Origin of the sequence: Pontibacter sp. FD36, assembly GCF_015686655.1 — a bacterium.
Lineage (GTDB): Bacteria > Bacteroidota > Bacteroidia > Cytophagales > Hymenobacteraceae > Pontibacter.
This window is the reverse complement of the sequence record NZ_JADPMP010000002.1, coordinates 39,090-62,856: the sequence shown is the minus strand read 5'-3', so window position 1 is coordinate 62,856 and position 23,767 is coordinate 39,090. Positions and strand designations below refer to the sequence as shown.

The window sequence follows — 23,767 nt, the reverse complement described above, 5'->3', positions numbered from 1 at the left end:
ATCTTTGTCTTATGAATAGAATCAAAAAAGTTTTAGCGCTTGCTCATGTCATTATCTGGACTTTCATCTTGGTAAATTTTACCTTGGAGGTCTTGGTGAATGACAGGCCCTTCAGGCCGCAGGCACTTTTGATAGGACTCTATGTTTTTTATGCCCATCTATACACCTTTACAAAATGCCTGAATAAGAGGAAGTTTAAAACCTATCTCTGGCACCTGACCTTGATCTTTTTGACGGGCCCCCTTCCCTTTTTACTGTTTGCTTTCTTAATAGGTGGAAAGTTTAACACTTGGATGGGTTTTCTGAATTACTATGGTGACTCTTTATCGATCGTTATTATCTTTATAGTTGCCAGCACTATTGTCGGAATTATTCAGAACCTTATTATCAATACAGTAAAAAAAGAGCAGCTGGAGAAACAGGTCATCAATAGCGAACTTGTTTATTTGAAGTCACAGATCAATCCGCATTTCCTGTTCAACACACTCAATAACATTCATACCTTAGTTTACACGCAGGATCCCGCAGCACCGGAGGCCATGATGCGTCTGTCGTCCCTAATGCGCTATATGATCTATGAATCCAATGCGTCTACTGTCCCTCTTTCCATAGAAATAGATTATCTAAAAGACTACATAAGCCTGCAGCAGCTACGGTACAAGGCATCCCCCATTGTAGACTTTCAGGTGGAGGGAAATACAGATACCTTCCAGGTTGCACCGCTGTTATTCATTCATCTCCTGGAGAATACCTACAAACATAGTCCGTCCCGATTAAAACCAGGCTCCATAAAGGTGAGGATAGCGGTAAAAGAGAATCAACTTACTGCCACTTTCCAGAATCCGATCGGAAAAAAATCAGGTTCCTTACTGGAAGAACCAGGTGGCATTGGGTTCTCGAATATTCAAAAACGCCTGCAATTACTTTACCCGAATCAGCATAGCCTGGCAATCAATAAAAATGATGAAATTTTCACAGCAGAATTAAAAATCACGAATCTTCACACACAGATCCATGAGAAAAAAGCTCAGTTGTTATATAATTGATGATGAGCACCTGGCTCAGAGAATACTGGAAAAGTATGTAGCAAAAGTTTCCTTTCTGGAGCTGAAAGGAAGCTTTGAGAGTCCGCTGGATGCAGTTGACCGAATGGACGAAGACAAGCCTGACCTGCTGTTTCTAGACATAAATATGCCTGACCTGGATGGACTGAGTTTTATTCCCATGCTAAATCCCAAGCCGATGATCATCCTGACTACTGCCTATGATCAGTATGCCCTTAAAGCCTTTGATCTGGAAGTGAAAGATTACCTGTTAAAGCCCATTTCTTTTGAACGCTTTTATAAAGGAGTACTACGCATCTACCAGGAGTTAAACCCCCAGCACCAACCAGAGCAAATAGAAGCAACCGCGACGCAAAAAAGCGAACAGGAATACGTTTTTATAAAAGCAGGTACCCGTATTCAAAAGGTTGCTATCCGTGACATTTTATTCGTTGAGGGAATGAAAGATTATCTCCGAATCCATACCAACAAAGAAAAGGTGATGACCTTGATGAGTTTCGCTAAGTTACAGGAACTGCTTCCTGACAAGAAATTTCCCCGTGTGCATAAATCCTTTATGGTCGCGATCGATAAAATTGACCACATTGAAAAAAACAGGATAAATATTGCTGATCAAATTATCCCGATTAGTAGTACATATGCAGATGCTTTCTACAAAGTATTGCGAGATTCTAAAGACTAGTGTTTCCTGTGATGCTGAAATCATAATTAAATAGCCGTTCGCCAACATAATAGAAATATTTTCACCAATCCATGAATGCCTGATTACAGCTGCTAATCAGGCATTTTTATTTCAACGATTCAGTCTTTCAAGCTACCTGGCCTGTCATTTACTAGCTCACATGGCAGAACGGCAAACTTAAGAAAAACGCTAAAGGGTATAGATTCTTTTTAACCATCCGAAACATGCTAATTTAGGTATAGCTTGCTTTGCTTATAGTGCAAAAATTCATATCATTACGTAGCATTTTTTCTTTAAAATCAATGCACAAGGAGCCTTTTTAAAGGTGTATTCCAACTACCCTGGTTTTGCCCTTCTTTTACCTATGCTATGAATAGAAGATACCCCCATTCCACACCACTTCAGCACCTGTTTCAGCTGAGTATTTGTCTATGTATACTTTGCATGTTCAGTTGCCGCAGCAAAAGCGATGAGTTGCGGCTACAAAGCAAGAATTTTGAGCAGGAAATTGCGCGGGAGCAAAACCTGGTATTCCAATTTGACAAAGACCTGGTGGGCGATTCGCTTTTGAACCAGTGGGATACAATTCCATACCTGGCTATCACGCCAAGGGTGGCCGGCAAGTATAAATGGACGGCTCCGAACGAACTTGTCTTCTCTCCAGACAATCCCTTTGCCCCTACTACCAATTACAAAGCGGAGCTAACCGAAAATCTGCTACGGCACACGACTGTAAAGTATAAGATACCCGCCGGTCAGGGCCTTACTTTCCATACTCCCTACCTCCGGCTGCAGCAGGTAAAAAGCTATTGGGTGGCAAACGAGAACAACCCGAATCAGCTCGAGGCCAGTTTACAGCTGGACTTTAACTATCCGGTGCTTTTCCAGGAATTGCGGGAGCATCTAAAGGTATATGCAGGAAATAAAGAACTGCCCATAGAGCTGGCCAGCGGTAACCGGGACAACGTCACCATCCGGGTTAAAAATGTGGCAGGACAAGAGGATAAAGAAATCCCGCTGCGACTGCACATCGCCAAGGGCCTAAGTGTAGCAGGAAGCACCTCTCAGACTGACCAGACCATAGAGCGGGATATTTTGCTGCCAAGCCGCCAGCGTATGATGGTAGCTGAGGTGGTGACCGCATTGGAAGAAGGCCAGGAGCGCATTTATATCCTTACCACGCAGCCTGTTACTAATAGCAACATCAGCAACCTGATCGAAGTTAGCCCTCGTCGGGAGTATACGGTGGAGCGACTGCAAAACGGTTTGGTACTGAAAGGAAACTTCAACCAGAATAGCACCTATACCCTCTCCCTCTCCGGTGATCTGGTAGGTATGGCCGGAAAGCCGATGGGCCAGCCTTATCGCCACAGTGTGACCTTTGCCACAACACAACCAAGCATCAGTTTTGCCAACGGAAAGAGTATATACCTCAGCAGCCAGGGTGCCCGCAACATCGCCCTCAACCTGAGCAACGTACCGCGCATAAAAGTAAGCATCAGCAAGGTATACGAAAACAACATTCTACACTACCTGCGTGAGGGCAAAATGTACGACGGCTACTACGACGAGGAAACGGAAGAATATTACTCCAGCTCCTACTACGATGTGAACGAAACCAACGGCAATACGCTTTTCGAGCGCGAGTTCAACACCGAAAGCCTCCGTAAGCAAGGCAGCTCTCACCTGCTCAATCTTAATCTGCACGACCTGGACTTCGATAGTCAGTTCAAAGGCCTGTATGTCATCACCGTTGCCAGCACCGACAAAAACTGGCTGAAGGATTCCAAAATCGTGTCGGTGTCGGATATCGGTTTGATCGCCAAGCAGGGTAAGGACGAAGTGGTGGTCTTTGCCAATTCTATTCGCGAGGCCAGCACCTTGGACGGGGTTGAAATTCGCTTTATCAGCACCAACAACCAGGTGGTGCACAAGGCTACGACTGACAAGGACGGTGTGGCCCGGTTCAGCAACACCGGCACAGCAGCACCGGACTTCAAGATCGGCATGATCACGGCCCAGAAAGGCGACGACTTTAACTACATGCCTTACAGCCAGACACAGGTGAATACCTCCCGTTTCGAAGTGGGTGGCAAACGCCTGACAGACCTTAACTACGATGCCTTCATCTACGGCGACCGTGACCTCTACCGCCCCGGCGACACCATTCATGTCAACACGGTGGTGCGAACGCCGGACTGGAAAACGGTGGCTGGGTTACCGATCAAAACGAAACTACTGCTACCCAATGGCAAAGAGTACCGCAGCACCAAAGGCAAACTGAATAACCAAGGCGCCAGCGAAACCAGCTTCATCCTGAACGGAGCCGCTGTCACGGGTACCTATACTCTGGAGGTGTACTCTGGTAACGATGTGTTGCTGAACTCAAGGAAAATAGGTGTAGAAGAGTTTATGCCCGACCGCCTGAAGGTGACGGCTGAACTGAACAAGAAAACATACAATGCTGGTGAAAAACTAATACTGAACCTCACGGCGCAGAACCTGTTCGGTCCGCCGGCCGCTAACCGCAATTACGAAACCCAGCTCAGCCTCAAAAAGAAAAGCTTCGAGGCCAAACGCTTCCCCGACTACACCTTTGATATCCATACTTCCGGCTCCATCAACATCCAGACCAGTACCCGCCAGGGGCAGACGGATGCGCAGGGCAAAGGACAGGAAACTTTTGAACTGGAAAATTTCAAAGACATCGGCTTACTGGACGGCTCACTTTACACTACTGTTTTTGATGAAACCGGCCGACCGGTTAACCGCCTCAGTAAGTTTGACGTGAGCACACAGCAGGCTTTTTTCGGTATCCGGAACTTTGATGACTATGTGAGCACCCGCAGCTCACTTAACATTCCGCTTATCGCCCTCGATCGCACTGGATCACCGATTACGACTACGGCTAGAGTGCAACTCGTGCGCTATACCTACGAATCGGTGATTGCACGTCATAGCGACGAGTACAGCTACAGATCGCAGCGCAGAGAGCAGGTAATCATTAATCAGGATATGCAAATACCTGCAAGTGGTGCTGTTTTCAACTTCACGCCTGTTACTTCTGGTCAGTATGAAATTCGTGTGATGCGTCCGGGAGCCTACAACTACGTGGCACAGGAGTTCTATGCCTACGGCTGGGGCGATACTGAAAGCACCTCTTTTGCCGTGAATACCGAGGGAGAAGTAGATATCTCCTTGGACAAAGAAAAGTACGAAGTAGGTGACCAAGCCAGGGTTTTGTTCAAGTCTCCTTTTGCCGGGAAGATTCTGGTGACGGTGGAGCAGAACAAAGTACTGAGCTACTACTACCTCAAAACAGACAAGAAAGCTGCTTCGCTGACACTCCCGATCAAAGACGAGCACCTGCCAACGGCTTACATCACCGCTATTGCATTGCGCCAGGTAAAAGATAGCCAGATGCCACTGACCATTGCCCGCGGGTTTAAGCCAATGACGGTGACGAAAATGAGCACACAGCTAGCTGTCGCCATACAGGCACCCGAGGCATCCCGCTCCAGCAGAGTGCAGCAGGTGAAGGTAAAAACTGCTCCAAATGCAGAAGTGACGCTGGCTGTGGTAGACGAAGGTATCCTGCAGATCAAGGATTACCAGACCCCGGACCCGCACGGTTTTTTCTACCAAAAGCGGGCGCTGGAGGTAACGGGCTATGACCTGTATCCTTTCCTGTTCCCGGAACTGGGTGCACGCTCCAGCACTGGTGGCGACGGCTACGATCTGGCGAAGCGAATCAATCCGCTGACCAACAAACGGGTAAAACTGGTATCGCTATGGAGCGGGCAGTTAAAGGCAAATGCGAGCGGCGAAGCAATCGTAAACGTGCGTATACCTGAGTTCTCAGGTGCCGTGCGCATTATGGCCGTGGCTTATAAAGACAATGCCTTTGGCTCTTCTGAAAAGATGATGCGTGTCTCAGATCCGGTCGTGATCAGTACAGCGTTGCCTCGTTTTGTGAGTCCAAGGGATACGCTACTGGTGCCAGTAACACTCAGCAATACGACCACTACCAAAGCTACAGCAGCCAGTACTATTTCGGTGACAGGTCCTTTGCGTGTAGTGGGCGAAACCAGGAAATCAGCAGGTATAAATCCGAACACAGAGGCGCAGGTAACTTATAAGCTTGTGGCCACACCTGCCATTGGGCAGGCAACGGTAAAGGTGACGGTTAATGCGCTGAACGAGTCTTTTGTCAGCAACACCGATATCACGGTACGCCCGATCGCACCGTTGACCAAAGTGACAGAGGCCGGCAGTGTAAAAGATGGAGCTACCGCTGACATCAAACTGGCCAACGACTTTATACCTTCGTCTGTGTCGGCGAAGCTGGTGGTGAGCCGTTCGCCGTTGGCCCAGTTTACGGATGACATTACCTTCCTGCTGCGCTACCCGCACGGATGCCTGGAGCAAACCACTTCCACGGCCTTCCCGCTGCTATACTATACCGACCTGGCCCGTTCGCTGCAGCAGGACAACAAGAGCCGCAGCTTTAACCCGAACTACCTCGTGCAGGAGGCTATCACCAAAATTGAGCTGATGCAACAGTACGACGGTGGCTTTACTTACTGGCCAGGGGCCACCTACACCGACTGGTGGAGCAGCACCTACGCCACTCACTTTTTGCTGGAAGCCAAGAAAGCCGGTTTCCCGGTAACGCAGGAGGTGCTGGATAAAGCCGTGCGCTACCTGCAGCAAAAAGTAAAAGGCAAGGCCATGGAAGAGTACCGCTACTACGATGCCAGCCGCCAGGTGCAAAGCAAATACATCGCTGCCCGCGAAACCACTTACTCACTCTACGTGCTCAGCATTGCCGGCACAGTAGATTGGTCAACCATGAACTACTACAAGGCCAAGCCGGAGCTGCTCTCCATTGATGCCCGCTATCTGCTGGCCAGCACCTATGCGATGAACGGCAGCCGCGAGAGCTTCAACCAGATTCTGCCCCGCTCCTTTTCCGGCGAAACATCAGTCCGTGCCCTCGGTGGCAGCTTCTACTCCCCGATACGCGACATGGCCATTTCGCTGAACAGTTTGATTGAAGCCGACCCCGATAACCCACAGATCGGTACGCTGGCACGGCATTTATCCGATGAACTGCGCTCCAAACGCTGGTACAACACCCAGGAACGTGCCTTTGCTTTAATGGCTTTGGGCAAGCTTTCGAGCAGAAACCAGGGCAACCAAACGGCGCAGGTATACCAGAACGGAAAGCAGATCGACACCTTCTCTGGTAACGACCTGACGCTCACCAACAACATCGGTAGCGGCCCGATCAGTATTCGAGGCAAAGGAACAGGCACGCTCTACTATTTCTGGGAGCTGGAAGGCATCAGCCAGAGCGGCGATGTGAAAAAAGAAGATAACTACCTGAAGGTGCGCAAAACCTTCTTTGACCGGAACGGCAGGGAGATCACTGACAATACCTTCCGGCAAAATGACCTGGTAGTCGTGCGGGTAGAGCTGCAAGCATTGGACGGCAGAAGTATACCGAATGTGGCCATTACCGACATGCTACCAGCCGGCTTCGAAATAGAAAACCCACGCCTGATGACCGCCCGTGAGTTCGGCTGGATAGAAGCGCAGAAGCCCGCTACGCCGGATCATATTGATATCCGCGATGATAGGATTAACCTCTACGCCACAGCAAAACCGGAGCAGCAGTATTTCTTCTATCAGGTAAGAGCGGTATCAAAGGGTACGTTTCAGTTAGGCCCGATTGGGGCTGATGCCATGTATAATGCGGAGTATCATAGCTACTCGGGCGGTGGTGTTGTGAAGGTAAGGTAAGTAATTCTACTGTCATTTCGAACGCAGTGAGAAATCTGAAATAGTTGGGGGTCATGAACTACTCCAGATTTCTCACTGCGTTCGAAATGACAATATGGGTAGTCATTCTTCCTGAACTTCTGTATTAAGTGGTAACCAATGTGGATTTATTGTTTTTATCAAAGCTTCTTTCTTATCTCTACTCCATTTTTTCAACTCTTTTTCACGTGCTATTGCGTGCTCAATGGAGCTGAAACGTTCGTAATACATCAGGAGGTGGCAAAAGTATTTTCCGGCAAATGTCGCAGGATTACCTGCATTTTCAGAATGCTCCTCCAGTCGACGGGCTATATCATTCGTTACACCGATGTATAAAGTAGTTTTCTTCGGATTAGTTAGAATGTATATAAAGTAATTGTGAAATATCATCAGTCGTAATTTATTATTCAACCTACAAAAAGTTGTCTGAATAAATTCACAAACTAAAATGCAGGCACCAAAATCAACTTATAACCCAAGCCGCAGGCTGCTCACTTACAGCAAGCCCTGGCTAAGGTATACTTTATCCCTTGTGTTGCTACTATGCCTGACCTTCACCCTCCTCAACTACCTCTACCCACTCAAAGTAAACATCTCCTACTCCCCCATAATTACCGCTTCCGACGGCAGCGTGATCAACGCCTTTTTGAGCCGGGATGACAAGTGGCGGATGCAGCTGGAGGCGGATGAAATAAGCCCAGTTCTGAAAAAAGCGGTGCTGCTGAAGGAGGACAGGTATTTTTACTACCACCCCGGCATCAACCCCTTTGCCATTAGCAGAGCCTTTGCCAATAATCTGCTGCAAAATAAAAAGACCTCCGGCGCTTCCACCATTACCATGCAGGTTGCACGGCTGCTTTACCCGCAAAAACGCACCTATGTCAACAAGCTGTACGAGATGTTTCGGGCACTGCAGTTAGAATGGTATTACAGCAAAGACGAGATCCTGCAGCTATACCTGAATCTGGTGCCATTCGGTGGAAACATTGAAGGCGTGAAGGCAGCATCTGTGCTTTATTTTCAGCAGTCGCCCAGGCAGCTGAGTCTGGCGCAGGCGGTCACGCTGACGGTGATTCCGAACAAACCTTCCTCGCTGCGCATAGGCGAGCAGAACGAACAAATCGTGGAGTTCCGAAACAAATGGTTACGCTTCTACCAGGAACAGGAGGCTTTCCCGGTAGCGGAAATTGAGGATGCTTTGTTGGAGCCACTGGAAGCTCGCAGGCAACAGGCTCCCAAGGTGGCCCCACACTTTGCCTACCGCATGTTCCGCAGGTATAAAAACCAGCCGATCATCAAAACTACACTCAACCGGCAGGTACAGGAAAAAGTAGAGCAACTGGCTTACAACTACATACAGCGGCTGCGTCACCAGAATATTCACAATGCAGCCGTACTGGTGATTAACAACCAGACCCGGGCTGTAGAGGCCTACCTGGGGTCTGCCGATTTCAATGACTTTGCACACCACGGGCAGGTGGATGGCGTGCGAGCTGTTCGTTCCCCGGGCAGTACCTTAAAGCCTTTCCTCTACGCCGCGGCTTTCGACAAAGGCCTGCTTACACCTAAAACGGTCATCACCGATGTGCCTGTAGACTATGCAGGGTACCGTCCGCAGAACTACTTTGGCAACTACAATGGCAATGTGACCATAGCGCATGCACTGGCTACTTCGCTCAACGTGCCGGCAGTAAAGGTGCTCGACCAGTTGGGCGTTTATACCTTTGTGCAGAAGCTCAAGCAGGCAGAATTTTCGGAGATGAAGCGCAAGGGCAATCAGCTCGGTCTGTCGATGATTTTAGGTGGCTGTGATGTGAAACTGGAGGAGTTGACGCTACTCTATTCCGCTTTTGCCAACCAGGGCAGGTATAGCCCCATCCGATGGCTGCAACAGGACACGACAGAACAGGAAACACAGCTGCTTTCGCCGGGAGCAGCTTACATGACGAATCAGATCCTGACCCAGCTTACTCGCCCCGACCTACCACACAATGCGCATAACAGCCCGAACCTACCCAAGATCGCATGGAAAACCGGTACCTCGTATGGCCGCAAAGATGCCTGGAGCATCGGCTACAACAAGAACTACACGGTGGGTGTGTGGGTCGGTAATTTCTCCGGTGAAGGTGTACCTGAACTCAACGGCACCGACTCGGCTACTCCCCTGCTTTTCGACATCTTCAACAGCATCGACTATAACTCCACTGACGGATGGTTTCAGCAACCCAAAGGCATTGGTTTAAGAGCGGTGTGTGCCGAAAGCGGCAGTCCTGCCAACAGTTTCTGCCGAAACCAGGTGCTGGATACGTTCATCCCCGGTATCTCCTCTACCCAAAAGTGCAACCACCTGAAACGCATTGCTGTTTCTGCAGACAAAAGTCATAGCTATTGCACAAGCTGCCAGCCAGCAACAGGTTTTGTGCAGCAGTTATACCCGAACCATGCTCCAGAACTGCTTACCTTTTTCGATGCAGAGCGGATTCCCTACATGCCAATTCCGGCACACAACCCACACTGCAGCCGTGTTTTCAAAGAGTTTGCCCCCCTTATCACCTCTCCCACCGCTGGTATGGAGTACTTATTGGAACAGGAAGAGCGTCAGCAACTGATGCTGCACAGCAATCCCCACAATGAGGTGAAACAGGTATACTGGTACATCAACGACAAATTTCTCAAAGCCACAGCCGCCAACGAAAAGGTATTTTTTGAGCCGCAAAAGGCCGGCAGGTATAAGATCTCCTGCACCGATGACCAGGGAAGGAACACGGATAGTTATATCACCGTGAAGTTTCTATAGGCTGCAGCAAATCAATCTTCTATGGCTTCTATACCTTGTTGCTTTAGTTGCTCCAGGAGGTCTTTCATTGCCTTTAGTTGCTCAGCGGGATGCCCCTGCCATTCCGTCACTTCTCCAGTTACCCGAAGCGGACTACGGGAGCGGTATGATTTGGTCGGATTTCCAGGATATTTCTTGTCCGTTAAGTTGGGGTCGTCTTCTATCGTACCGGTCGGTTCCACGGTATAAATTCTACCGGGGCCATCTCCATAGGAAAGTTCAGCTCCCCAAATAGCGGCATCCATGGTGGCAGTCAGGTAAACATAAGCTGCTTTCTTCCTCTTCCCGTAGTTCGAATTGAAACCGGATTCGATCAAATCTCCTGACTTCAGGTTAGCTTTCGTACCATGATAGAATAGTACTGAACCCTGATTTTCCTTTTCCTCACTACTCATAGATTTCATCTTCAATTATTCTTTGTATTCTCCCAAAATATGATTGGTCTGCATTAGAAAATACATGCATAAGCCCACCTACTGCAGTAAGTATACGCTCTTAGGGCTTAATAGCTTCACTTTACACTAACTCTAATATAGGAAAATTTTCAGCTATTATAATCTGGGAAAGACCAGATTTCGCCCTAGGCCGTCCAACACTTTCTATACCTTCATTTCTTCCTGATAACACATCAACAAAAAAGCCTGTGCATTATACTGTTACAACCAGCCATGGTAGCACCAACACACATTCTATATTTTACTATATTGGGAGTCTTGATCAATTACTAGCTGAAAGCACAACCTGTAAATTGTTTCAGTCAACTAACTGGCTACTAAACCAGCATCGCATCTTTATGAAAAAACGAATACGCTCCATTGTTCTGGTTATTCTGCTCTGCTCACCTTTTACGCTACTAGCGCAACAAGCAAAGCAGAAGTTTGAGCCCGAAGAGCTGGCCAATCCGCTGATGGGCACCGACTCCAAGGTAAGCCTGTCGAATGGCAACACCTACCCTGCCGTGGCTGTGCCCTGGGGCATGAACCTGTGGACGCCACAAACCGGCAAGATAGGAAACGGCTGGGCCTATACCTATGATGCGGACAAGATTCGGGGATTCAAACAGACGCACCAACCTTCGCCCTGGATGAACGACTACGGTCAGTTTGTGATCATGCCGGTGACAGGCAAATTGCGCTTCGATCAGGATGCACGGGCCAGTTGGTTCTCACACAAATCGGAGGTAGCCAAGCCTTACTATTACAGCGTATACCTAGCCGACCACGACGTCACCACTGAGTTTACGCCTACGGAGCGTGCCGCCCAGTTCCGCATCACCTATCCCAAATCTGACAGCTCCTTTATCGTGATCGATGCGCTAGACAAAGGCTCTTATGTGAAGGTTATACCTGGTGAAAACAAAATTGTGGGCTATACCACTAAGAATGCCCGCAGCAATCCGGTTGATTTCAAGAACCACTTTGTCATCTATGCCGATAAGCCTTTTACAATAGCTTATACCTGGCACGACTCAACACTGGTGAAAGACAAACTGGAGATGAACGCCAATCATGCGGGTGCTATTGTAGGGTTCAAAACAGTGAAAGGCGAGCAGGTGAACCTGCGGGTAGCTTCTTCCTTTATCAGTCTGGAGCAAGCTGAATTGAACCTGAAGCGTGAACTCGCTAACGACAACTTTGAAGCGACCAAACGGAAAGCCAAATCACTTTGGAACGAAGCCATGAGCCGCATCACGGTAGAGGGTGGCACGGACGAGCAGATGCGCACTTTCTACAGTTGCCTTTATCGTACGCTGTTCTTCCCGCACAAAATGTACGAGCTCGATGCTAGCGGCAACCCGGTGCACTACAGTCCTTATGACGGTAAGGTATACCCGGGTTATCGCTTTGCGGGCACCGGCTTTTGGGACACCTTCCGGGCTCTTTACCCTTTCCTGAACCTGGCTTATCCGAGCATCAACAAAGAGATGCAGGCTGGTCTGGTAAACGACTACAAAGAAGGCGGCTGGCTGCCGGAATGGTCCAGCCCGGGATATGCCAACATCATGATCGGTAATAACTCCGCCTCTGTGGTGGCCGATGCTTATTTGAAAGGCCTGCGTGGCTATGACATCGATAAACTGTACGAAGCGCTGCTGCACGGTGCCAACAACGAGGGACCGATCACGGCCATCGGTCGCGCTGGTGCACCATACTACAACAAACTGGGTTATGTGCCTTACGATGTAAAGATAAACGAGAATGCGGCCCGTACCCTGGAGTATGCCTACGATGACTTTGCCATCTATCAACTCGCCAAAGCGCTCAACAGGCCACAGGAAGAAATCAACCTCTATGCGAAGCGAAGCCAGAACTACCGGAATCTGTTCGATCCTGCCACCGGACTCATACGCGGCAAGAATCAGGACGGCACGTTTCAGTCTCCCTTCAACCCCTTCAAGTGGGGTGATGCTTTTACCGAGGGAAACAGCTGGCACTACAGCTGGTCCGTGTTCCATGATGTGCAGGGGCTGATTGACCTCATGGGTGGCCGGCAACACTTCGTAGCCAAACTTGACTCGGTGTTCACGCTACCACCGGTCTACGACGAGAGCTACTATGGCAGTGTGATTCACGAAATACGCGAAATGCAGATCGTTAACATGGGACAGTATGCTCATGGCAACCAGCCCATCCAGCACATGATCTACCTCTACAACTATGCCGGAGCACCCTGGAAGGCGCAGTATTGGGTACGCGAGACCATGAATCGCATGTACCAACCCACTCCCGACGGCTACTGCGGCGATGAAGACAACGGACAGACCTCTGCCTGGTATGTGTTCTCAGCCATGGGCTTCTATCCGGTTACCCCAGCCGTGAACCAGTATGTGATCGGTGCGCCCTTGTTCAAAAAAACAACGATAAAACTCGAAAATGGCAAAACGTTCGTGATTGAAGCTCCGTCTAACAGCAGGGAAAATCTGTATGTGCAGAAGGCCACCCTCAACGGAAAAAAGCACGAGCAGAACTGGATCTCCCACGAAGACATCCTGAAGGGCGGCAAACTTAAATTTGAGATGGGAGCTAAGCCTGACACGAGCCGTGGCACCCAGGAAAGTGCAGCACCCTATTCTTTCACCAACGACAAAACTGCAACGCAGCACCTGAAATAAAACCTTATAAACATTAAACTATACCTGATGCCATCCATCACGCCTATTGCAACTGAAGAAGTAGCTTCTCAGCCAAAAGAGTCTTCGCGGGACTATAAGAACTATACCTCTCCGCTTATTGTCGTAACCCTCCTGTTTTTCATGTGGGGCTTCATCACCTGCATGAACGACATCTTGATACCTAAGCTGCAGGAGGTATTCACGCTGCAGCTCTGGCAGGCTATGCTGATACAAACTGCCTTCTTTGGTGCTTATTTCATTGTTTCGTTCCTCTACTTCTTGCTTTCAGTCAGCAAAGGAGACCCTATTCAGAAAATCGGATATAAAAATGGCATCATCATCGGTTTGATCGTGGCGGCACTGGGCTGTACCTTGTTTTACCCGGCGGCCGTGTTTCATAGCTACGGCTTCTTCCTGATGGCTTTGTTTGTGCTGGCATCCGGCATTACAGTGCTGCAGATCACAGCCAACCCTTATGTAGCTATTCTGGGTTCGCCTGAAACGTCTTCCAGCCGCATGAACCTGTCGCAGGCGCTTAACTCCTTTGGTACTACGATCGCTCCCATCATCGGTGGCTACCTCATTTTCGACCAGGTGGCATCTGCTGAGATAGATACTGCAGATTCTGTCAAACTCCCCTACCTGGGGCTGGCTGCTTTGCTGTTGTTACTGGCCGTTCTAATTAAAGTGGCGAAGCTGCCGCGTTTGGAAGGAGGCGGTAAAATTGAACGGGGTGCTGGGGCCACAAAGTATCCGCACCTAGTACTGGGTATCATCTGTATTTTCATGTATGTAGGTGGCGAGGTGAGTATTGGCAGTGCCTTGATTAACTACATCAAACTTCCGCAGATCACAGGATTGTCAGAGTCAGAGGCGAAGCATTACCTGGCTTTCTATTGGGGTGGAGCCATGATCGGTCGCTTTTTCGGTGCAGTGGCGCTGAGCACCTTCAAGCGCACGGGCAAATTTGCTGTAATTGCACTTATAGCACTTATTACTTTTCTAACGGTATACGTGCTTTATGACCTTAACCAGGCACTGATCATTTTGGGTCTGATCGCACTGAACGTGGTCGTATTGCTCCTGGCACGTTTTATACCTAACCGCACTGTGGGTCTGTTTGCCATGGCTGTAATCGGACTGCTATTGATCGGTGTGCTGGCTGAGGGTTCACTAGCCATGTGGGCCATCATCGCCATCGGCCTGTTCAACTCCATCATGTTCCCAACAATCTTTGACCTGGCGATAAAGGGACTCGGCCGCCACACCAGTCAAGGCTCATCGCTGTTGGTCATGGCAATTGTGGGCGGTGCCATCGTGCCGCCGCTGCAGGGTCTATTTGCCGACCTGAGTGGTGACCTGCAACTCTCCTTTATCATCCCGATGATCTGCTACGCCTATATCGTTTATTATGGCTTTGTGGGGTATAGAGTGAGGCAGGTTTAGGTATAGTTGCTGGACTGACGTATATTGAAAAAAGACCGTAGGCTTACCTACGGTCTTTTTTTGGCTGAATCTTTATAAAGAGTCCCTTTTCCCAAGGATTTTCAGGTACGATTAACCCACCTCTGCCCCTCCCTTTAAATACGGCCCCTACCCCCAGAGGGGAATTAGGTATTGCTGTTGTCAGGTAAAAGTGTTATAGCGAGAGTTGTCGTGATTGATTGACATCCCCCTGCCCCCTTCCAAGGGGGACTCTTCTGTAGCTGCCAGTCCACAGGTATAAGCTTTGTGGCTACTGTCACGTAACACTGGCAGGTATAGCAAAACTAATTTGCACTTAACCTACGCAGCAAACACTGGTGCCAGGTGCGCCCAAATGACTACCCACTGTTCGAGCGTTCAGCGAGTTTGGGGAGTCTTGATTTTTTTGATTACTTTTTTCATCAAGGAAAAAAGTAAGGCCCGCCCGGCCAGGGCAAACAGTGCCCGCCGCACAGGCGAAGCAATGAAACAGTACTAGTTGTTATACCTCCAATAGCTATATCACAAACTAAAACTCACGAAACAGTAATTTTCTACACCTGATCAAGGTGCCATAGCAAAAAGCTTCTTATTCGGCCTGCTTCCCAAGTAGAAAGTAATCTTCCCGCCCTTCATAATCTCGTCATGCGTCAGGTAAGTGCGCTGAAGCGGCTTCCCGTTCAGCTCCATTTTCTGCACATAGACATTCTTGTCACTCTGCCCTTTCACGTCAATCGAAAAGCTCTTGCCATTCTCCAGATTGATCGTAGCTGATTTCACAGCCGGGCTGGTAATAGCGTACTGGTCAGAACCAGGCGCTACCGGGTAAAAGCCCAGGGCGCTGAAAATGTACCAGGCACTCATCTGCCCAAAGTCATCGTTACCGCCTAAACCATCAACTGTAGGTTTGTACATGGCTTTGAGTACCATGCGGGTGCGCTCCTGTGTTTTCCAGGGCTGGTCGGTCCAGTTGTAGAGGAAAGGCACGTGGTGCGAAGGCTCGTTGCCGTGCACGTAGTTCCCGATGATGCCCTCCCGGGAAATGTCTTCGGTGTTCTCAAAGTACTTGTCCGGCAGCTCCATGGTGAAGAGCGAGTCCAGGTGTTGAGCGAAGCGGGTCTTCCCTCCCATCATCGCGATCATTTGGGCCGGATCGTGGGGAACGTAGAGACTGTAATTCCAGGAATTGCCTTCGATAAAGCCCTGACCGTGCGTGTCCAGCGGGTCAAACTCTTTTTTCCAGGTACGGTCGCTCAACTTAGGGCGCATAAAGCCAGACTTGGCATCGAACACGTTCTTATAATTCTGGGCTCGCTTGCTGAACTCCTCGTAGATGTCCTGCCGGTTCAACTTTTTTGCCATCTGCGCGATACACCAATCGTCGTAGGCGTACTCCAGCGTTTTCGATACAGACGAACCGTTCTTGTCCTCCGGCACATAACCCATGTCCATGTAGTATTCCAGTCCATCGTAATAGCGGGTGCGGGCGGTCTGCACACAGGCATCCAGGGCGCGGTTTGCATCGAAATTACTGTTGCCTTTCAGCACCGCGTCGGCGATCACTGGCACAGAATGGTAGCCAATCATGCACCAGTTTTCGTTCGCATAATGCGACCACACCGGCAGCATCTTGTGCACGCTCTGGTCGTAGTGCGCCAGCATGGATTTGATCATGTCGTTGTTGCGGGTTGGCTGCAGGATGTTGAACAGCGGGTGCAGCGCCCGGTAGGTATCCCAGAGCGAAAAGCTGGTGTAGTTCGTAAAACCATCGGCCTGATGCACGTTCATATCCAGCCCTCTATACCTGCCGTCCACATCCATATAAGTAGTCGGTCCAAGGAAGGAATGGTACATGGCTGTATAGAAATTCACGAGATCATCCTTGCCTGCGTCGACTACTACTTTGCCCAGTTCTTTGTTCCAGGCGGCTTGTCCTTCGCGCTTTACCTGCTCAAAGTCCCAGTGCGGAATTTCGGCCTTCATGTTAGCCAGTGCACCCTCCGTACTAACCGGTGACAAGGCAAATTTGATCTTGATCTTCTCTCCTTCTTCTGTTTTGAAATCGAAGTAAGCACGGATCTTTTTACCAGCAAACTCCGGGAAGTTTTTGGTCTGGTCGAACTTGCGCCAGAAGCCTTTGTATGCCTGTGCCTCCGAGTAATCCTGGTTGCCATATTGGTGGAAAGGCTTGCTAAAGGACATGGCAAAGTAGACTGTGCGGGTGCGGGCCCAACCGTTGGTCTGGCGGTAACCGGTAATCAACGTATCATTCTCCACCCGCACAAAAGTCCAGGTAGTTTTGCCGTCGTAGTTGTAAATCCCTGACATCAAATCCAGGATGATGTGCGCCTCGTCTGACTTCGGGAAGGTGTACTGGTGCATACCCACGCGATTACTGGCCGTGAGCTCCGCCATGATGTTGTGGTCATCGAGCTTTACTTTGTAATAGGCCGGTTCGGCTACTTCGTTTTGATGTGAAAAAGCAGAGCGGTAACCACTTTCGGGTTTGTCAGCCGTACCAGGATTCAGTTGCAGTCTGCCGGTGGTCGGCGCAATCAGGAAGTCGCCCAGGTCGGAGTGGCCGGTGCCACTGAAGTGGGTATGGCTGAAGCCGACAATCGTTTTGTCGTCGTACTGGTAGCCGGCGCAGTACTTGTACACGTCCTTGTTGTACTTGCCGTTCACCTCGTAAGGGATGGTATCGGTATCGGGACTCAGCTGCACCATGCCAAAAGGCACAGTGGCACCCGGATAGGTATGGCCCATTTTGGCAGTGCCGATCATCGGGTTGACGTACTTAACCAGGTCAGGTGCTGCCTTCTTTTGAGCAAAAGTCAGGCAAGGTATAAGCAATAAAACTGATAGGGCGATACTTCTCATAAGGCGAGCTGTTTGTGGAGAATCGGATTTTAAGGATAGCTTAAAGTTAAAGCTTATTTTTAAAAACATAGCTTTCAATCAGCTACCTGTTGCAGGCAATGAAATTCACCTTCTTAAACTGAAAAAACCTGTCTTTAACCTGTCAGCAGAAGCATTCGGAAGTTTTCGCAGCAAATTGACTAAATTGCACCTTAATTGATTGGTATTCCCTGCATTTAAACACCCCTTCTTATGAATTTTATTGCCCTTGATTTCGAAACGGCCACGCCACAGCGTGACAGCCCTTGTGAGATAGGAATAACCGTGGTGCGGGAAAGGAAGATTGTAGAAACAAAATCCTGGCTGATCAAGCCTTTGTACTACCCTCATTTCAATTCTTTTAATATAGCCGTGCATGGCATCCGGCCTGCTGACGTAAAAAACCAGCCTGATTTTGCTGAGTTGTGGCCGGAGTTAAAGCCATACCTGGAAGGACAGCTGCTAATCGCCCACAATGCCAGTTTTGATATGAGCGTGCTCCGCAAAACGCTGGCAACTTATAATATCCCGCTTCCGGAGGCCCGCTATACCTGCAGCCTCAAATTCTCGAAGAATATATGGAAGGGCATGCACAAGTATGACCTCAAAACGCTCTGTAACATGCACCGCATTGATTTTCTGCACCACCGGGCTGCCTCCGATGCCGATGCCTGTGCCAGGTTATCGCTGAAAGCGCTCGCTCTGACAGGCACAAGCTCCGAAGAGGAGTTTGATGCGCGGATGGGCTGTAAGATCGCCCGGGTTTAAGCCGTAACAAGAGCTACAGTTCTGCAACAGGTTCCTGTCTAAGCAACCCACCGGCGGGCTGCTTCTTTTTCGTCAAATGAGAAAGACCGCTGCTCAATGGAAGGCACCATTGTGAACACGCCGGACATCAGGTGCTGCAGCCAGTCTTTGTCCGTGACGAGTGCAATCTTCTTCACCTTATCCAGCACGTCACTGAAGTTAGATAAGATAAAGCTTACCCGCTCCTGTACAGCGGCAGGCTCCACTCCTTCCGTAGCGGCCATCTCCAGGTATAAGTTAAAAGGTGCCGCAGACTCCAGTTCCGGTTTGATGACTTTTTGCGAGGCTTTCATGTCCTGCACATCCAGTTCCCCCTCTACCCGGAAGGCCAGTACCTGGTCGTGGCCAATGTCTATCTTCTTTATCATCTTGCCTTGTGTTATAGGTTAAACAAATCGATCACCATGCCCGTGCGGCAAACAACACTGCTGCCAGCAGCAGCACAAGTCCTACCAGTTCGCCCAGTCGGCTGATGATCTTGTAAAGTAGTTTTTTGTATTTGTCTTGCATCGGCTTTCAGCTTGATTACACAATTTCGAAGCGCTCCGAATAGATACGCCGCCAGTCTACGCCCAGATTGTGCAGCCCGATCTCAACCACATCCATTAAGGGACCCGGACCGCAGATGAAGTACATGAAAGTTTCCGGCTTGTCGGGCAGGTATTTGGCCAGCATCTCCTCATCGATCCGACCACCTTCCCCGTCGATGTCCTCGGGCAGATCCTCCTCGTCCGGCACATCTTCAATCACATGAATGATGCGCAGGTCGATCACTTTGCTGATCTCGGTGAGCTCCTCCCGAAAGGTCACGTCTTTCCATTTCTTGCTGGCATAAAGCAGGATGGCTTTGCGGGGATCCTTGTCGTCGCGCATGGTACGCAGCATACTCATGCCGGGGGTGATGCCGATGCCGCCCATCACCAAAAACAAATGACTGTCCGGCTCCGGTGTAAAAGAACCGAATGGCCCCTCCAGGTATACCTGAACGCCCTTGGGTATGTCTTTGAAAGTGGAAGTGAAATCGCCTGACTCCTTGGCTGTAAAGCTGATTGTGCTGTCGCGAGCGCTGGAGGCAAAGGAGAAGGGATGCTGCTGCAAGGTGAAGGGGCTATCGTTCACGGTGATCCAGGCAAACTGCCCGGGCCTGAATTGCATCTTTTTTCCAGACTCAGGTTGGAGGGTGAGCGTCCAGCACTCGTCACGTTCGTCTTTTACCTCTGTCACCCGGTATGGCTTTTTGCGGTTGAGCCAGGGCCGCACAAGGCGGGTATGCAGCACCAGGTACATGCAGGCGCCCAGCAGCAGCCCGAGAGTGATCTTTTTCCAGAGCGGGTCCAGGTAATGCGACACCTGTATGGAGTGCACTACCCCCACAAACACGATCGAGAGTGCCAGAAAACCATGGAGCAACCGCCACTTTTCATAACTCAGTTTGAAAGCCAGTCGCCAAATGCTCGTGACGGTAATGGCGATCAGCGCCACCGACACGTAGGAAAGCGCAATGGCCCGCAGCAGGTTAACACCCGGGTCGAAGTAAGAAAGAAATTCTGTGTTGTTCAGGATCAGGATGACGGGATGCGCCAGGATGAAAAAGAATGCGACCAGTCCCATCTTACGGTGAAAGTGCACGATATTGTCCATGCCGAAAGTAGGCGCGACCCAGCGAAAGCGGCCAGAGAACAGGAACTGCAAACCGAAAATGGCGAGTACAATGAAACCCAGGGCTACGCCCAGTTCTGTCCAGAAATCACGGACGGCAGGTATAGGCCCTACCAGGGCAAGGCCCAGCGGCACCAGGGCAAGTATAGTAAATAGTAACAGCCAGGAAAAACCTCTCCGGTAAGAATATCTCATCTCTCGTCAATTATCCTGCCCGGCTATATCTGTCAAGCCCTGTACACAATGTCAGGGCTTAGGAACCGGACGGTTCATCGTTTAAAGCCTAATGTACAGTATACTGATTTTCAGGTATATTGGTCGACATAAAAACGGAATCTGGAGGAGTAGGCTGCTCTATGCTATTGTTTTGCTCCAGGTAGGGCGCTAGAATCGGGGCCATTCCCCGAAGCACCTGCACAGGCAGCGAGGAGGTGAAATGAAAACCTGCCGCCTCACGACCAGGCACAAAAGCGGTCAGTGTACCAAAATGGTTATCGCCGATGAAGAACACGAAAGTGGCCGTGCGGTTGACGCTGCGGGAAGACAGCCGCTGTCCTCTTTTGTTCATGGTCACCACCCGGTTGTCGCCAGTGCCGGTTTTGCCGCCGAGCCGGAGACTGTTACCGTCCGTACCCGGTATACCGCCCTGCAAACGGCGGGCAGTGCCGGTATCCACCACGTCCAGCAAAGTTTCCCGCACGAGCGCAGCTACTTCCGGCGCCAGCACTTGCTCTCCTTCTCCCTCCTGCCATTTCAGGCCGGTTTCGTAAGGTGTCTGTCGGGCAAAGTGCAGTTCCTCAATGCGGCGGGTGCGGTGGCGCACGCCATCGTTCAGGATGATGCCCATTAGCTCCGCCAGCGCTTCGGGGCGGTCACTGGAAGAGCCGAGAGCCGTCGCCAGGGAAGGCACGAGTTGCTGAAACGGATAGCCCAGCTTCTGCCAGCGTTGCTGCAGGTCGGCGAAGGCATCAAGCTCGAGCATGGTGCGGATGCGGGAGTCGCGGGCGCTCTTGTGGCGCGAGCGGAACAACCACTTGTATACCTCCTGCCGGGTGTCCATACTCGCCTCCGCCACTTCCGGCCAAGTAGCCTCGGGGTGCTGCTGCAGGTATTGCAGCAGCCACAGTTCCAGCGGATGCACCCGCGAAATGTAGCCCTGGTCGTTCAGGTCGAAAGCTTCCGGTCCGAACTGGTGGTAGAGCTCCATGATGCGCTTGTTTTTAAGCTTCTTCTCCCATGGCAGCCGCTCCCGCATCATACGGGTGAAGCTGAGGGAGTCGGTATCCGGATAAAAGAAGCGGTGCACAGTCGCCAGTCGGACGGAGTTGAGGCGCATACCTTTGAGTAGCACTTCAAAACGCTCTTCTTCTGTTTTGCCCTTGTACTTGTGCCAGTAGCGAAGCAAATAGGTTTCCCCTTCCCGATTGGCAAAGCGGGTGAGATATTCCTTGCGGCGCGGATCGGCATCGCTGCCGAGCAGACTGCCGCTGCCTCCTGTCTGCTGCTGTATGCTGTGCCGCACCACGTCCCGTGTCAGCCTGACAAAAGGCATGTTAATGGATTTGAGGAAGGCTTCCCGTACGGTCGGGTTGCGGCCATTGTCAGTATCGCTGAAGTTGTGGAAGGTATGCATGCCACCGCCAGTGTAGAAGCGCTCATGCGGACTCGCCGAATAGCGGCGTTCCATGGCGGCTTCGAGGGTGGCGGCCAGGCTTTTGTCTTTGGCCTGCAGCAGGTAGCGCAGCACCCAGCGGCTCAGGTTGTCCTGCGAAGCTGCCAGCGCATGGCGCAGTTCCCCTGCCGACTCCCCGGCATAGCGGGTATGCAGCGCTTCGATCATATCGAGGTATGTGACGAGCATGCGAAGCTTGGCCGTGGAGCCCAACTCCAGTTTGCTGCCTTCGTTCAGGTCCAGCGGCTGGTCGGTGTTGTCGGTTTGCACACGCACCAGGTTTCCCTGCGGACTGCGTTCATACAGCGTAAAGCTATACCTGATTTCAGCTGCCTGTTTAGGACTGAGCAGTCGCTTGCCATACAGGCCTACGCTCCGGGCAAAAGCAGGATCGCTCAGGCGCTGCAGGTAGGTGCTTACCTCGCACTGCAAGGCGTGCTCCAGTGTGGTGGTGGCACCTACATCCATGCGGTCGAGGTCGTAGAGGGTTTTGCCCAGCATACCTGCCAGGTGGGTACGCACCATCAGCGACCCTTTGTTTGTTTCGGCTGGCACCGTGATCGGCTCTGCGCTGAAATCCCGGAAGGCGACATCCTGTGAAAGACCTGCGTCCCGCAGCTCGGCACTGATGTGCCCGTTGTCAGCGAGCAGCCGAAGGTAACTGCTGGTGAGCTCGTTCAGCGCCTGGCGTCCGCCTTCGTTCAGGTAGTAGGCAGGGCGGCGCTGGGCAATGAACAGCGACAGTACCTGCCGCAGCGCCTGTCCCTGTGCCTGCAGACTATCGCCCGCTGCCGCCGGTAAACTCAGCAGGCGGTTGACTTTCTCCGGATCGCTTCCAAACCAAACCCACAAGCCATCGCCCAGACCGTGCACTTCGCCATAGCCCGGTGCTCCATAAAGTGGCAAGTTGTTCAGGTACGACAGCACCAGGGCCTGCCGGGCCGGCATGGTCTCGGGTCCTGACTGGTAAGCGCGTACGCTGGCCGAAACCATCTGCTGCAGCTTGGCACGCGGACTCACCGTGATGCCTGCCGGGGAGTGTCGGAATTTTTCAAGCTGGGTGGCGAGGGTACTGGCTCCCATGGTCTGGTACTCCAATCCCACGCGGCTGGCCGCCAGGTGCAGACCAGCTTTTGTAAAGCGCAGCCAGTCCACCGCCGGATTCATGTAAGGCTTCTCGGGGTTCAACAGCTCCCGGTTCTCGATAAATAAAAGCGATGAGGTGATCAGGGAAGGGATGGCCTCGTAACTGGCATACAGGCGGCGCGGGTATTTGAAATCATACACCGGTCTGCCCTGGAAATCGACGATGCGCAGTCCGGCCTGTGTTTTTTCGGGATAAGGTGCAAAGTAGCCCCGGGAGGTATACTGCATCAAGGCATCTGAAAAACGCGCCTGCTGCACTACTTCCATCCCCCGCTCTTCTGCCCGGTCGAGCAGCTGAGGCAAGTGGGCGTAGCCGAGGCGTCTGTCAAATGGACCGGGTTTGGGGTATACGATCGCATCGCTCCGGCCAGGTTCCACCTGATAGGTCAATGTGGCGGCATAACGCGCTAATTCGCGCGACTGCAAACGGGATGTACGGGTTTCATAAAGCACGGCCGCGACGACAACTCCAATTATGATGAGTGTGGTGCCAAAGAGCATCCATTTGAGGATGGTCCCACGCTTTTTATTCTCTCTACTGGCCGTGTGGGTGGGACGGTAATTGCTGACTACCATCACCAAAGTGTTTTTGTTCGAAAAAAAT

General features: G+C 50.8%; 13 protein-coding genes. 7 read left to right on the top strand and 6 right to left on the bottom strand.

Translation table 11 applies throughout. The features are described 5' to 3' along the window. Positions 1 to 11 precede the first annotated feature (11 nt). The 3 genes from I0P70_RS02675 (at position 12) to I0P70_RS02665 (ending at position 7,551) form a co-directional block, all read left to right on the top strand. Positions 12 to 1,046: a sensor histidine kinase gene (locus tag I0P70_RS02675; RefSeq protein WP_196114659.1), complete on the top strand. Its 1,035-nt coding sequence runs from the start codon at positions 12 to 14 to the stop codon at positions 1,044 to 1,046. Continuing rightward, entirely contained in the window at positions 1,015 to 1,746 is a 732-nt protein-coding gene (locus tag I0P70_RS02670) for a LytTR family DNA-binding domain-containing protein (protein ID WP_196114658.1), read from the top strand. The genes I0P70_RS02675 and I0P70_RS02670 overlap by 32 nt, the downstream gene beginning before the upstream one ends. A 474-nt stretch (positions 1,747 to 2,220) precedes the next feature. After that, complete coding sequence (locus I0P70_RS02665) at positions 2,221 to 7,551, top strand: alpha-2-macroglobulin (RefSeq protein WP_196114657.1); 5,331 nt, start codon at positions 2,221 to 2,223, stop codon at positions 7,549 to 7,551. 102 nt (positions 7,552 to 7,653) lie between these two features. On the opposite strand, the gene I0P70_RS02660 is transcribed toward I0P70_RS02665, so the two are convergent. Beyond that, a complete protein-coding gene (locus tag I0P70_RS02660; protein ID WP_196114656.1) occupies positions 7,654 to 7,959 on the bottom strand; it encodes a GIY-YIG nuclease family protein in 306 nt (101 codons plus the stop codon). Positions 7,960 to 8,017: 58 nt separating this feature from the next. On the opposite strand from I0P70_RS02660, the gene pbpC reads away from it, so the two are divergent. Beyond that, entirely contained in the window at positions 8,018 to 10,366 is a 2,349-nt protein-coding gene (gene pbpC / locus I0P70_RS02655) for a penicillin-binding protein 1C (RefSeq protein ID WP_196114655.1), read from the top strand. A gap of 11 nt (positions 10,367 to 10,377) precedes the next feature. Here the strand turns inward: pbpC and arr are convergent, their stop codons facing one another. Beyond that, the gene (gene arr / locus I0P70_RS02650) at positions 10,378 to 10,809 is read right to left on the bottom strand and encodes an NAD(+)--rifampin ADP-ribosyltransferase (protein WP_196114654.1); all 432 of its coding nucleotides are present in this window, start codon (positions 10,807 to 10,809) and stop codon (positions 10,378 to 10,380) included. A 389-nt stretch (positions 10,810 to 11,198) separates the two neighbouring features. On the opposite strand from arr, the gene I0P70_RS02645 reads away from it, so the two are divergent. Further along, positions 11,199 to 13,517, top strand: a complete 2,319-nt coding sequence (locus tag I0P70_RS02645; protein WP_196114653.1) for a GH92 family glycosyl hydrolase — start codon at positions 11,199 to 11,201, stop codon at positions 13,515 to 13,517. A 27-nt stretch (positions 13,518 to 13,544) separates the two neighbouring features. Then, the gene (locus I0P70_RS02640) at positions 13,545 to 14,963 is read left to right on the top strand and encodes a sugar MFS transporter (RefSeq protein WP_196114652.1); all 1,419 of its coding nucleotides are present in this window, start codon (positions 13,545 to 13,547) and stop codon (positions 14,961 to 14,963) included. Between the two features lie 582 nt (positions 14,964 to 15,545). Here I0P70_RS02640 and I0P70_RS02635 read toward each other — a convergent pair. Next, the gene (locus I0P70_RS02635; protein WP_196114651.1) at positions 15,546 to 17,861 is read right to left on the bottom strand and encodes a GH92 family glycosyl hydrolase; all 2,316 of its coding nucleotides are present in this window, start codon (positions 17,859 to 17,861) and stop codon (positions 15,546 to 15,548) included. 231 nt (positions 17,862 to 18,092) lie between these two features. Here I0P70_RS02635 and I0P70_RS02630 point away from each other — a divergent pair, with 231 nt between their 5' ends. Next, a complete protein-coding gene (locus I0P70_RS02630) occupies positions 18,093 to 18,647 on the top strand; it encodes a 3'-5' exonuclease (protein ID WP_196114650.1) in 555 nt (184 codons plus the stop codon). 38 nt (positions 18,648 to 18,685) lie between these two features. Here the strand turns inward: I0P70_RS02630 and I0P70_RS02625 are convergent, their stop codons facing one another. The 3 genes from I0P70_RS02625 to I0P70_RS02615 form a co-directional block, all read right to left on the bottom strand. Then, positions 18,686 to 19,054, bottom strand: coding sequence for an STAS/SEC14 domain-containing protein (locus I0P70_RS02625; RefSeq protein WP_196114649.1), 369 nt, complete (start codon positions 19,052 to 19,054; stop codon positions 18,686 to 18,688). Positions 19,055 to 19,211: 157 nt separating this feature from the next. After that, on the bottom strand, positions 19,212 to 20,540 hold the full coding sequence (locus tag I0P70_RS02620; protein WP_230391956.1) for a ferric reductase-like transmembrane domain-containing protein: 1,329 nt from the start codon (positions 20,538 to 20,540) through the stop codon (positions 19,212 to 19,214). A gap of 88 nt (positions 20,541 to 20,628) precedes the next feature. After that, on the bottom strand, positions 20,629 to 23,739 hold the full coding sequence (locus I0P70_RS02615; protein WP_230391955.1) for a transglycosylase domain-containing protein: 3,111 nt from the start codon (positions 23,737 to 23,739) through the stop codon (positions 20,629 to 20,631). Positions 23,740 to 23,767: the final 28 nt, after the last annotated feature.